Below are 12501 nucleotides of genomic sequence, written 5' to 3'. Positions count from 1 at the left end.
TGCTGCGCCGCCCGGTGCTCTCGTCCGCGCCCAGTGCGCCAGCGCCTGCCGGTGCCCGCCCCCCGCGCTCTGCGCCCCGGGGCGCCGCTTCCGCACCGCGCGAGGACGGCCACCGCCCGCCCGCGCCCGCCAACCGCGTCTGGTCGGCTGATGCGCCGCCCGCCCGCCCGGCAGGCACTGCGCCCCGTGGCAACGCCAGTGCCCCGCGCCCCGCAGGCAACGCCCCGCGTGGTGGCGCCCCGGTGCCATCGGCCTACCGCGCGCCCCGTGGCGCCGCTCCTACACCGTCCCGTGCCGCCGACCCCGCCGCACCCCGCACCAGCGCCGCGCGCCCGGCCCCCGGCCCGCGCCCGGCACCAGCGCCCAATCCCGATGGCAGCATGCGCCTGAACAAGCGCCTGGCCGAACTGGGCCTGTGCTCGCGCCGTGAGGCCGACGACTGGATTGCGCACGGCTGGGTCTATGTGAACGGCGAAGTGGCCGAGATGGGCGTCAAAGTCACGCCGCAAGACCGCGTCACCGTCGAGCGCGCGGCCCAGCGCCAGCAAGACAGCCAAGTCACCATCCTGCTGAACAAGCCCATCGGCTACGTCTCGGGCCAGGCCGAAGATGGCCACACCCCGGCGGTGATGCTCATCAACCCGCGCACCCACTGGCAGGGTGACGCCAGCGGCCTGCGCTTTACGCCGCCGCACCTGCGCGGCCTGGCGCCCGCCGGGCGGCTGGACATCGACTCGGTGGGCCTGTTGGTGCTGACGCAGGATGGCCGCGTGGCGCGCCAGCTCATCGGTGAAGACTCTGAGCTGGAAAAAGAATACCTGGTGCGCGTGGTTTACCACGGCCCCGGCCAGGCTCCCATCAGCCACCCCGATGCACGCAGCGCGCCGCTGCAAGAAATCCACGAGCACGACCCGGTCAGCACCAACGTGCAGGCGGTGTTTCCGCCCGCGCTGCTCGATCGCCTGCGCCACGGCCTGAGCCTGGACGGCCAGCCGCTCAAGCCCGCCCGCGTCGAATGGCAAAACCCCGAGCAGCTGCGCTTTGTGCTCACCGAGGGCAAAAAACGCCAGATCCGCCGCATGTGTGAGCAGGTTGGCCTCAAAGTGGTGGGCCTCAAGCGCATCCGCATGGGCCGCATCACGCTGGGCAACCTGCCCGTGGGCCAGTGGCGCTATCTGGCGCCCGGCGAGCGGTTCTGAGCGCGCGCGCATTTTTGTTTTTTCATGACACCAACCCTGCCTTTCAGGAGAACCCCGTGAGCCAACCCCCCTACCGACTGGTGACCCGCAGCGACTTTGATGGCCTGGTGTGCGCCGTGCTGCTCCATGAGCTGGAGCTGATCGACGACATCCTGTTCGTCCACCCCAAAGACATGCAGGACGGCAAGATCGCCATCACCGAGCGCGACATCACCACCAACCTGCCTTACGTGCCCGGCGCGCACCTGGTGTTTGACCACCACGAGTCCGAAACCGTGCGCAACACCGGCGAGCGTGCCAACCACATCATCGAGGCGCACGCCCCCTCGGCGGCGCGCGTGGTGTACAACCACTACGGTGGCAAGGCGCGTTTTCCGCGCGTCACCGACGAGATGATGGCAGCCGTCGATCAGGCCGACTCGGCCCAGTATTCGCGCGAAGATATCCTCGACCCCCAAGGCTGGGTGCTGCTGAACTACCTGATGGACTCGCGCACCGGCCTGGGGCGCTTTCGCGAATTCCGCATCAGCAACTACCAGCTGATGATGGATCTCATCAAATACTGCCGCGACCACACCATCGCGCAAATCCTGGCCCTGCCCGATGTGCAAGAGCGCGTCACGCTCTACTTTGACCACGCCGCCCGCGCCAAAGAGCAAATCCTGCGCTGCGCCACCCAGCACGGCAACTTGGTGGTGCTGGACTTGCGCGCTGAAGAAACCATCTGGGCGGTCAACCGCTTCATGATTTACGCGCTGTTCCCCACGGCCAACATCTCCATCCATGTGATGTGGGGTGTGCAAAAGCAGAACACCGTGTTTGCCACCGGCAAGTCCATTCTTGACCGCAGCAGCCAAACCCACGTGGGCAATCTGATGCTGGAATACGGCGGTGGCGGCCACAACGCGGCGGGCACCTGCCAGATCGCCAACGAGCAGGCCGAAACCGTTTTGCAAGCGCTGGTGCAGCGCATTCGCGCCGACGGCTGAGCATTGCGCGCTGGCCCCACGCAATGGGGCTCCACGCATGACTGCCCCCAAGCCCCCTCCCGCCGCTGGCCCGCCGCCGCCTCCTGGCGGCGTGCTGCGCCAGTGGCGCATGGCCGACCTGCGCGGCGCCGCCCGCCTGGCCACCCAGGCCACGCAGGGCGTGACCCACATCGTCGAGGGCATCCACCAGTCGGTGCTGGGCACCCTGGGCTTGCCCGGCGGCACTGAGCCGGGCCGCACGCGCGGCCTGACGGGGCTGGTGTACCGGGGCATCTACGGTGCCACCGGCCTGGTCGATGCTGCCTTGCAGGGCGCACTCTTGCGCCTGGAGCCCTGGTTGCCCAGCCCGCAAGATGCAGCGGCCAAAGCTGCCCCGCAGCGCCAGGCGGTGCTCGCCGCCCTCAACGGCGTCATGGGCGACCGCCTGGCCCAGGACGCCAACCCGCTGGCCATCCCCATGGGGCTGTACCAGCACGGCCAGCCGCTGGATGTGGCCGCCCTGCACGCCCGTGGCGGCGCCACGGGCAAGGTTTTGCTGCTGGTTCACGGCCTGTGCATGAACGACCTGCAATGGCAGCGCGCAGGCCACGACCACGGCCAGCACCTGGCCCGGGCGCTGGGCTACACGCCGGTGTACGTGCGCTACAACAGCGGCTTGCACACCTCGGTCAACGGGCGCGCGCTGGCGGGCCTGATCGACACCTTGCTGGCCGACTGGCCCGTGCCGGTGCAGACTTGCGCGGTGCTGGCGCACAGCATGGGCGGGCTGGTGGTGCGCAGCGCCTGCCACCAGGGCCGCCAGGCGGGCCAGCACTGGCCCCAGCAGCTGGGCCCCATCGTTTTTTTGGGCACGCCGCACCACGGCGCACCGCTGGAGCGCGCGGGCCACTGGCTGCAACTGCTGCTGGGCAGCACGCCCTACAGCCGCCCGCTGGTGCGGCTGGGCCAACTGCGCAGCGCGGGCATCACCGACCTGCGCCACGGCCATGTGCTGGATGCCGACTGGCAAGGGCGCAGCCGCTTCCAGTCGGGCGCTGACCTGCGCCAGCCCCTGCCGCTGCCCGAGGGCGTGGCCTGCTATGCCATCGCCGCCACCCTTGCGCGCCAGCGCAGCCCCCTGGCCGAGCGCCTGGTGGGCGATGGCCTGGTGCCCCTGCGCAGCGCCCTGGGCCTGCACGACGACCCCGCCCGCACCCTGGCATTTACCCCAGACCACCAGCGCGTGCTGCACGGCCTGGGGCACCTGGCGCTGCTCAGCGATGCGCGGGTGGCGCGCCAGCTGGTGCAGTGGCTGGCCACGCCCGGCATCTGAAAGCCCCGGGCGCTGCGGGCTGCGCGCCCTTGAAACACGCCCGCATGGCCCCACATCGGCTGCGCTGGCTGCGCCCCGGAGCATGTTCTGAGCGCCTGGCCATGTACCCCGTTCCAACCGTGAGACACCGACCTACACCATGAGCAAACAAACCCTCTCCTTCCAGGCCGAAGTGGCGCAACTGCTGCACCTTGTCACGCACTCGCTGTACTCCAACCCCGAAATCTTCGTCCGCGAACTGGTCTCCAACGCCTCGGATGCCTGCGACAAACTGCGCTTTGAGGCGCTGAACAACGCAGCCCTGTTCGAGAACGCGCCCAACCTGGAAGTGCGCGTCACCTTCGACAAAGACGCCAAAACGCTCACCATCCAGGACAACGGCATCGGCATGAGCGCGCAAGAGGCCATCGACCACCTGGGCACCATCGCCAAGAGCGGCACCAAAGACTTCATGGGCAAGCTCTCGGGCGACCAGAAGCAAGATGCCCAGCTCATCGGCCAGTTTGGCGTCGGCTTTTATTCGGGCTTCATCGTGGCCGACAAGATCACCGTCGAATCGCGCCGTGCCGGTTTGCAAGCCAGCGAAGGCGTGCGCTGGGTCAGCGGTGGTAGCGGCGACTTTGAGGTCGAAACCATCGACCGCACTGCACGCGGCACCAGCGTCATCCTGCACCTGCGGGGTGATGCCGAGGAATACCTCAACGCCTGGAAGCTCAAGCAGGTCATCGGCAAATACTCCGACCACATCAGCCTGCCCATCCTGATGGAAAAGGAAGAGTGGAAAGAAAGCGAGAAAGAAGGCGAGCCCGGCGCCATGGTCAAGACCGGCGAATGGGAAACCGTCAACAAGGCCAGCGCCCTGTGGACGCGCCCCAAGAAAGAAGTCACCGACGAGCAGTACGCCGACTTCTACAAAGCCATCAGCCACGACTTTGAAGCGCCGCTGACCTGGGCGCACAACCGCGTCGAGGGCAACACCGAATACACGCAGCTGCTCTACATCCCCGCCAAGGCCCCGTTTGACCTGTGGAACCGCGACAAAAAAGCGGGTGTCAAGCTCTACGTCAAGCGCGTCTTCATCATGGACGACGCCGAAGCGCTGCTGCCCAGCTACCTGCGCTTTGTGAAGGGCGTGATTGATTCGGCCGACCTGCCCCTGAACGTCTCTAGAGAGCTGCTGCAAGAAAGCCGCGACGTGCGCGCCATCCGCGAAGGCTCCACCAAGCGCGTGCTGTCCATGCTGGAAGACCTGGCCAAGCACGACCGCCACGACGCGCCCGCTGAAGGCACCGATGGCGTGACCGACGTGGTCGATGCCGACGACAAGGCCAAAGAAGGCAAATACAGCAAGTTCTACGCCGAGTTTGGCGCCGTGCTCAAAGAGGGCCTGGGCGAAGACTTTGGCAACCGCGAGCGCCTGGCCAAGCTGCTGCGCTTTGCCAGCACCACCAGCGACACCGTGAGCGTGGGCTTTGCCGACTACAAAGCGCGCATGAAAGAGGGCCAGGACGCCATCTACTACATCACCGCCGACAACCTGGCCGCTGCCAAAAACAGCCCGCAGCTCGAAGTGTTCAAGAAGAAGGGCATCGAAGTGCTCTTGATGACCGACCGCGTGGACGAGTGGGCGCTGAACTACCTGCAAGACTTTGACGGCACGCCGCTGCAATCGGTGGCCAAGGGCGCCGTGGACTTGGGCAAGCTGCAAGACGAGGCCGAGAAAAAAGCCGCAGAAGAAGCCGCCGAAGCCTTCAAGCCCGTGCTGGCCAAGCTCAAAGAAGCCCTGAAAGACAAGGCCGAAGACGTGCGCGTCACCTCGCGCCTGGTCGATTCACCCGCTTGTTTGGTGGTGCAGGACGACGGCATGAGCACGCAACTGGCGCGCATGCTCAAGCAGGCCGGCCAGAAGGCGCCTGAATCCAAGCCCGTGCTGGAAGTGAACCCCGAGCACGCGCTGGTGAAAAAGCTCGACGGCAGCGTGCACTTCCACGACCTGGCGCACATCCTGTTCGACCAGGCCCTGCTGGCCGAAGGCGGCCTGCCCGATGACCCCGCCGCCTACGTCAAGCGCGTGAACGCCCTGCTGGCCTGAAGCTGGTGAATATGGAGCCAAATCGGGCTCCAGCGCTTGCTGGATAAGCGCAAGCAGCTATCAAAATAAAAGCAAAACCCCGGCAGTGCGCAGACACTGGCCGGGGTTTTTTATGCCTTTGGTGTGGAGCGGTGCAGTCGCGGTAGTCCGGGCGGGCGCCGGGTAGCCTGCGCAGCCGTCAGCCCGCAGCACGGTGCTGGCCGGTCTGCTGGCTCTGCCAGGCAGAAAACTCCAGCGGGCGAAGGCCGAACCGTACCGCATTGCCGGCATGCAGCGTGGTGAACTCCGCCAGCACCAACTGGACGAAATGGTCGTGCTCGGCCAGCGCAACCGTGGCCGGGGTATGGCTGCGAACGGCCTGCTCGGTAGCCGCTTGGCCCTGGCGCACGATGGCGGCAATCACCTCCGACAGCGCCTGCCGGTGGCGCAGCCGAAAAATGTCGGGTGGCACCAGGTTTTGCTGCATGGCCACGTACTGTTGGCACGAGCGTTCGTAGGCCCACACAAACACGTCACGCAGCAGTTCTATGCGGTTGAGTTCGTACACGCCCAGCATGGCGTCCACGTAGGCTTGCTGCGGCACGTCGATAAAAGACAGCGGGCACAGGTTGTGGCGGATGAATGCGATGTTGGCCGCCAGCCGCGACACGCGCTTGTTCACGTCTTCAAACGGTTGCAAGTACGGCAGATGCACCATCAGGAAGAAGGCTTGCTCGAATGGGTCTGCGATCTCTGCCGCCATCTGCACCACGCTGCCCAACAGCTCCTCCAGCCGCTGTGGCAACGCGATGGGCATGTACACGCTGCCGCCAATTTCCACCGGGCGGCGCCGGATGCGGCCAACAGAGGCCGGGTCGGCCATCAGACCGTCTGACAAAAACGCATGCAGCGCAATCAAGGTGTCGGTTTGCACGCAGGCATGTTCGGGGGTGAGCACCAGGTACTCGATGGCCTGCTTGTGGTTCAGGATCATCTGTGTCTCCAGCGCATTTTTGCCTTCGGCGGCTTGGCCGTAGGCGATCAATCGCTCAGTGTCCAGGCGGCTGTAGGTATTGCCTTCCAAATGCGATGAAGCCCACGATAGGTCAATCAGCAGCCGGGCCAGGATGTCTTTGGCGAAGGTGCCCGCCGGTGTTTGCTGCGCTGGCGAGCGGCCCATGGCGTGCAACTGCTCACGCAAGTGTGGGGGCAGGTAGGCCGTTTGGTTGGGCCGGTATTGCGCCAGAAACTCCAGCTGGTAGCCCACCGGGCGGCGCAGGTGGCGTGGCTGGGATACATAGGTACGGATGTCGGCTCCTTGCGCAGTGATGGGGACATAGTCCTGGCTGGGGGCTTGCAAAGGCGTCTGTCTCAGGGCTTGGGTAGCGGTGTCACCGCCCGGTACAGCAAGGCGGCGGTAGCGGGTGGCGCGCTTTTCGCCCAGCATCGCTATGCGTTGTTGCTCCACCAGCAGGGCCAAGCGCCGCTGCAAGGTACGGCGCGGATAGCGGTGGCCCAGTTGCCCCGCGATGGCTTCGATGCCCAGGCCCGCAGGCGCGGCGCCGATCAGCGCGACCAACATGTCCAACTCGGATGGCGGGGTAGGGTGTGGCATACAGGGTAGCTCGAAGGGGATAGCCAGAAGATTGCGCCACGTGAAGTGGCGCAAATCATTTTATGCGCCACTTCACGTGGCGCGCAAATAGGTTTGTGTGCCACACAACAGAGCGCCGGGAAATTGGAGGAAGAACTCCAGTTCTTACCCGAAAACCACTCCAGCCCTTTTGAAGTAAGCGCAAGCAGCTATCAAAATCAAAGCAAAACCCCGGCAGTGCGACATACCGGCCGGGGCTTTTCCGGCCCGGCGCTGGTGTATGGGCTGGGTCGGAGGGCAGGGACCTATAAAAAGTATCTTAAAAAGATACCTGTAAGACAAAATCACGCCACTGGTGCATAAAAACGCTCTTCCCAGTGGGGTGGCGCGGCACGATACGCCCATCTCCAACCCACCGGCAGCAAACACCATGAACACCTCCCACAGCAACACCACCCCTTTGATCCTGCGTGACACCCGTGCCTGGCAGTGGCAGGTGTGGGCCTCGTTTGGCGTGGCCGTGTTTTTGTGCGCCGTCGGCCTGGCCTGGTTGCCCGGCGAGCCGCTGGAGCAGGCTTTCATGGTGATGGGCTATGTGTTCTGCCTCAGCGCGGTGTTCGGCCTGTCGAAGTTTGTGCGCGACAACGACGGCGCCCGTCGGGGCGAGGCCACCGATACGCCCCTGTGGAAGCTGGTGGTGTGGGGCGGTTTTGCCGTCGCCATGCTGCTCACCGGCTGGGGCCTGCTGGGCATGGACATCAACGACACCTACAAGGCGTTTCTGGGTGTGAGCTGGCTGTATCTGGTGACCACCGCCTTCACCCTGGCCAAGATGCTGCGCGACCGCCACGAGGCCGATGTGCTCGAAGCGCGCCTGCAAGGCCGCCGCGAAGCCGCCCAGGCCCGTGCGGGCAGTGTGGAGTGATGGTGGTGCCATCTGCTAGCGCTGGCCGTTACCCCCCTGCACCCGTTTTTTCTGAGGAGCCTGTCATGAGCACTTGGTTGACTTTCACCCTGGCACGCTGGCTGCTGGCCGCCAGCGCCCTGTGCAGCGCGGCGCTGCTGCCGCTGCCCGCGCAGGCGCAGAGCGAAGCATCGGCGGCGCTGTCTTTGCTGCCGCTGGCCTCGGTGGTGGGCACGGCGTCGGCGGGGGCTGCGGCCTCGGGGGCGGCGGTGGTGTTGCCCGCAGCGCTGTCGGTGGCCGGGGCGGTACTGACGGTGCAGGCTGTGCAGGTGTCTGCCGTGGGCACGGTGTACCTGCTGGAACGCGCGTCCGATGGCGCCCAGGCCAGCGTGGAGGTGCTGGGGCGCGGCATTGGGGCATCGGCCCACGGCGTGGGGACGGTGGTGGCATGCAGCGTGATCGGCACCGGCGTGCTGCTGTCGGTGGCGGGCGAGGTGCTGGCCTTTGTGCCCAACGCCATCGGCCAGGCCCTGCTGCACAACGAGCGCCTGTGAGGAGCGCAGCCATGCACATTTCCATCGCACGCGCCACAGCCGCCCGGTACGGCCAGCACGCTTCGCACGCCCCGCGCCCTTTGGCCACGCAGCGGCCGGTGCGGGGCGCCGCGCTGCTGGCCAGCGCCCTGTGTGCCTTGGTGATCGCCGCCCCGGCACCGGCCCACGCGGGCCGTGCCTGCGACCGCGCCCAGCCCCCGGCCCTGCGCACCATCGAGCGCGGCATGGCGCTGGCCCAGCGCACCGCCGCCGCGCTGGACGCCGAGCACGCCCGCGCAGGCACCCAGGTGGTGCTGCTGGGCCGCGCCGGGCAAGACCTGAGCGCCTACGGCCTGCGCTACTCGCATCTGGGCTGGGCCTACAAAACGCCACAAGGCCCGTGGCGCATCGTCCACAAGCTCAACGACTGCGGCACGGCCGTGGGCCAGGTCTATCGCCAGGGGCTGGGCGAGTTCTTTATGGACGACCTGCACCGCTACGAGGCCGTCTGGGCCGTGCCCACGCCCGCCGTGCAGCAACACCTGCTGGCCGTGCTGCCCGACAACGCGCGCGCCCGTGTGCTGCAACACCGCCCCTACAGCATGGTCAGCTACGCCTGGGGCCAGCGCTACCAGCAATCCAACCAGTGGGCCATCGAGACGCTGGCCGCCGCCATGGAGCCTGCCACCATCCGCACGCGCGACCAGGCGCAGGCGTGGTTGCAGTTCAAGGGCTATGTGCCGACCACGCTGCACATCCGCGCCTTGCAGCGCCTGGGCGCGCGCGTGGGATCGGCCCACATTGCGTTTGACGACCACCCGCCGCGCCAGCGCTTTGCCAACCAGATCGAGACCGTGACAGCCGACTCGGTGCTGGACTGGTTGCAGCGCACCCAGTGGACGGCTGCGCCGGTGGTGCTGCCAGAAAAATAATGCTAAAAAATGGCCTCTGGCGCCCGCAGGATAAGCGCTAGCAGCTATTAAAAAAATAGTAATTTGCGCGCCCATGTCTACCATCGCATCCGTTATTCCAAGGAGCATTCCATGAGCAAACCCCTGCGCTTGTCCGAGAAATGGTTTCGCCGCGGCCTGTGGCTGGTGGCGCTGGTGTTTGCCAGTTTTTTGATTGGCTTGGGCGGCACCATCGTGGGCGATTTGCCCAAGGTGGAAGCCACGCTGCAACTCGATGATTTTCTGGACAAGGGCGCTGCCCAGGCCCTGCGCGCGCAGCTCCAGCAGGCGCACACCGCCGAACAAGACGCCCAGACCGCGCTGGAGCAGGCCCAGTTGCAGCGCAGCAAAGCGCGCAGCGAAACCCAGGCCGAGCGCGAAACCTTCAGCAACTGGCTGGCCGCCCGCAGCGTGACCCAGCGCGCCGAGCACGACCCCGAGGTGCTGGCGCGCACCCAGGCGCTGGACGCCCTCAAGCAAACCGAGCGCCGCACCCAGCAGGCCGTGCAGGTGCAAGAACAAGCCGCGCTGGATGCGCGCCAAAACGCCGCAGCCACCCGCCAGCGCCTGAGCGATCTGGAAAGCAGCGGCTACGCCCGGCTGAACGCCGAGCGCCGCAAGGTCGAGCTGCGGGTGTTTTTGTACCGCCTGGCACTGACCTTGCCGCTGCTGGCGCTGGCCGGGTGGCTGTTTGTCAAGCAGCGCCGCAGCACGTACTGGCCGTTTGTCTGGGGCTTTATCTGGTTTGCGCTGTTCGCCTTCTTTGTCGAACTGGTGCCCTACCTGCCCAGCTACGGTGGCTACGTGCGCTACGTGGTGGGCATTGCCGTGACGGCGCTGGTGGGGCGCTACGCCATCCTGGCCCTGAACCGCTACCTGGAGCGGCAAAGACAAGCCGAGGCGCTGCCCGACCAGGAGCGGCGCAAGGAGCTGGGCTACGACGTGGCCCTGGCGCGCCTGGCCAAAAACGTGTGCCCGGGCTGCGAGCGCCCGGTGGACTTGAAGAACGAGCAGATCGATTTCTGCCCGCACTGCGGCATTGGCCTGTTTGACCGCTGCGGCCACTGCCACACGCGCAAGAGTGCGTTTGCGCGCTTTTGCCACGCCTGCGGTACGGTGGCCGCAGGGCGCGCTGGCAGCGCCGACTGAGCTGGGCGCAGGCGGCGTCCGCAGCGTGGCGCCACCGCGAAAACGCTTCAAATTCCCAAGGTGCTTTTCAGTGCTGCCCAGGCGGTGTTGTTCAAGCGATTGGCATCAGACGTTGCGAGCATCTGGGCCGGTTTGCTCTGGCGTGCCCGGAAAACATAATCGCCCGTCGCGGTGCCCTTGACCTCTGCATAGAGATTTTCTTGTGGCGACGCGGGGGTCGGGGCGTGCCCTGCAAACCGCATGACGCGCGCTCCGTTCACTGTCTCAATGGCGTAGCTGCCGGTGTCGGTGGCGGCGCAGTTGGACGCCACGGTGGCTGCTGCGTTGAGTTCGCAGTCGTAAAACTGAACCGTGCCGCTGGTGGGGCTGGTGGTGCCTGTGAAGGCCACGCGCAAATTGCGCAGGCTGCTGGTGCTTACACCCAAAGTCAGTGAACCGGCAGCCGTCGCCAGAACCACTTTGGCCGCAGGCTTGGCCACAATGAGTTGCTCCAGCGTGGTGGCCTCTGATTGCGGGCGTGCATCGGTGTTGGTGTTGGTGATGAAGATGGGCCGGTTAATGTCCATCGCCGCACGCAGGCGGGTTCCTGCACCTGCGGGAAACGCGGCTGACCCCACGGCTGCCAAAAGAGAGTCGTTTGGTGCGTCGTTGTTGATGGTGTTGCTGGTGGCCGCAGACTGCATGGCTTGCAGCACGCCGCTCATGGGCTGATCGGCAATGCTTTGGCGAAGAGAAAACGCCACGGACAGCGCTGCATTGCAGTAATTGCTGCGGCTGGGGTTGCCCAAAGTGCCGGTGTGCGCGGTGGTACTGTCGCAGCGCTTCCAGCCGGTGGAGGTCAGGTAGATCAATGGGTACAGGGTGGCCAGGCGATCCACATTCACGCCCCCGGTGAAGCGGGTTCGCTGGTCTTCGTATAACGTGCCGGCTGTGCCCGCTGGTTTGGTCAGCGTGTGGGAGGTGCGGAAGCCGTAATTGCTGGCATCGGTGTAGCTCAGGCTTACAAGGTCGCCGGGCGATGCGGTTTGGGCGGCCATCTGGTCTGCCACTTCCAGCGTTGCGCCGCGCTCCAGGGCCAGCGCGGTGGTGCGTGCCATGGTGCGGGCGTTGTCCGCCACCGGTGTGGCGGTCGATGTCTCGTCGTCTTGGTAGTTGTCTATCTTGGCGGCCTCAATGCCCAGTTGAATGCTGACATTGGCGCGTGCGGCACTTTCCGTCATGCCTGCGGCAATGCCTGCTGCCACCAAAGTGGTGAGGGGGTTGATGGGGCCGCTTTTGCCAGGCGCCTGCCGCAAAACGTAGGCAGACGTGGTGGCTGCCTGGCCGGGCTGGGCCGCATCGAGAGTGGTGCCGGGTTCGGTGGGGGCGCCCGGCACCATCGCGGCGATGAGAGAGGCTGACGCCGCTTGCGCTGCCGTGACTTTGCTGGTGTCGTAGGTCAGGCTGTAGGCACCATCGGCACCGGTTCTTGCGGAGGCGGGCTCGCCAGCGTCGCAGGCGCTGTTGGCGTTGAGATCCATGCACACCAGCGCATTTTGAATCGCCTGGTTTACCGCTACGGTGCCATTCAAGGTGACCAAGACGGGCTCTGGCCCGGGGCCTTCTCCAGCGTTATCGCTGCCACCACCACAGCCAGAGAGGGTGGCGAGAAGCGCTGCACCTACCGCAATGGATAAGTTTTTTTGTGGGTATTGCATGGTGCGTCCTATTGAAGTGATCTGTAACAAGAAACTTCAGAATAGCCACGCGTGGCCAGGTTCGAATCACCTGTTTGGGTGATTCTTGCGGCGGTGTGCAGAG

At 65.8% G+C, this 12501-nt stretch carries 10 protein-coding genes; 8 read left to right on the top strand and 2 right to left on the bottom strand.

Annotated features, from left to right (window positions below; genetic code table 11):
- The first annotated feature begins 380 nt into the window (after window positions 1–380).
- From EV674_RS10740 to htpG, 4 genes are all read left to right on the top strand, one after another.
- On the top strand, window positions 381–1199 hold the full coding sequence (locus EV674_RS10740) for a pseudouridine synthase (RefSeq protein WP_119013421.1): 819 nt from the start codon (window positions 381–383) through the stop codon (window positions 1197–1199).
- A gap of 56 nt (window positions 1200–1255) precedes the next feature.
- Window positions 1256–2188, top strand: a complete 933-nt coding sequence (locus tag EV674_RS10735) for an exopolyphosphatase (RefSeq protein WP_119013420.1) — start codon at window positions 1256–1258, stop codon at window positions 2186–2188.
- Window positions 2189–2225: 37 nt separating this feature from the next.
- Window positions 2226–3500: an esterase/lipase family protein gene (locus EV674_RS10730; protein WP_119013374.1), complete on the top strand. Its 1275-nt coding sequence runs from the start codon at window positions 2226–2228 to the stop codon at window positions 3498–3500.
- Window positions 3501–3639: 139 nt separating this feature from the next.
- Window positions 3640–5592 (top strand): molecular chaperone HtpG, encoded by a 1953-nt coding sequence (gene htpG, locus EV674_RS10725; RefSeq protein ID WP_119013373.1) that lies wholly within the window; start codon window positions 3640–3642, stop codon window positions 5590–5592.
- A 178-nt stretch (window positions 5593–5770) separates the two neighbouring features.
- On the opposite strand, the gene EV674_RS10720 is transcribed toward htpG, so the two are convergent.
- A complete protein-coding gene (locus EV674_RS10720) occupies window positions 5771–7186 on the bottom strand; it encodes a Fic family protein (protein WP_119013372.1) in 1416 nt (471 codons plus the stop codon).
- Window positions 7187–7595: 409 nt separating this feature from the next.
- Between EV674_RS10720 and EV674_RS10715 the strand changes: the two genes are divergently transcribed.
- The 4 genes from EV674_RS10715 to EV674_RS10700 all read left to right on the top strand — a co-directional run bounded on the left by EV674_RS10715 (window position 7596) and on the right by EV674_RS10700 (window position 10701).
- The gene (locus EV674_RS10715; RefSeq protein WP_119013371.1) at window positions 7596–8090 is read left to right on the top strand and encodes a YiaA/YiaB family inner membrane protein; all 495 of its coding nucleotides are present in this window, start codon (window positions 7596–7598) and stop codon (window positions 8088–8090) included.
- 65 nt (window positions 8091–8155) lie between these two features.
- Window positions 8156–8623 (top strand): hypothetical protein, encoded by a 468-nt coding sequence (locus EV674_RS10710; RefSeq protein WP_119013370.1) that lies wholly within the window; start codon window positions 8156–8158, stop codon window positions 8621–8623.
- A gap of 11 nt (window positions 8624–8634) precedes the next feature.
- Window positions 8635–9534: a DUF2145 domain-containing protein gene (locus EV674_RS10705; protein WP_119013369.1), complete on the top strand. Its 900-nt coding sequence runs from the start codon at window positions 8635–8637 to the stop codon at window positions 9532–9534.
- Between the two features lie 111 nt (window positions 9535–9645).
- The gene (locus EV674_RS10700; RefSeq protein ID WP_119013368.1) at window positions 9646–10701 is read left to right on the top strand and encodes a serine endopeptidase; all 1056 of its coding nucleotides are present in this window, start codon (window positions 9646–9648) and stop codon (window positions 10699–10701) included.
- A gap of 47 nt (window positions 10702–10748) precedes the next feature.
- On the opposite strand, the gene EV674_RS10695 is transcribed toward EV674_RS10700, so the two are convergent.
- Window positions 10749–12221: a hypothetical protein gene (locus EV674_RS10695; RefSeq protein ID WP_132750434.1), complete on the bottom strand. Its 1473-nt coding sequence runs from the start codon at window positions 12219–12221 to the stop codon at window positions 10749–10751.
- Window positions 12222–12501 lie beyond the last annotated feature (280 nt).

The organism is Simplicispira metamorpha (genome assembly GCF_004341365.1).
Lineage (GTDB): Bacteria > Pseudomonadota > Gammaproteobacteria > Burkholderiales > Burkholderiaceae_C > Simplicispira > Simplicispira metamorpha.
The sequence above is the reverse complement of the archived record's forward strand: the minus strand, read 5'-3'. Positions and strand labels throughout refer to the sequence as shown.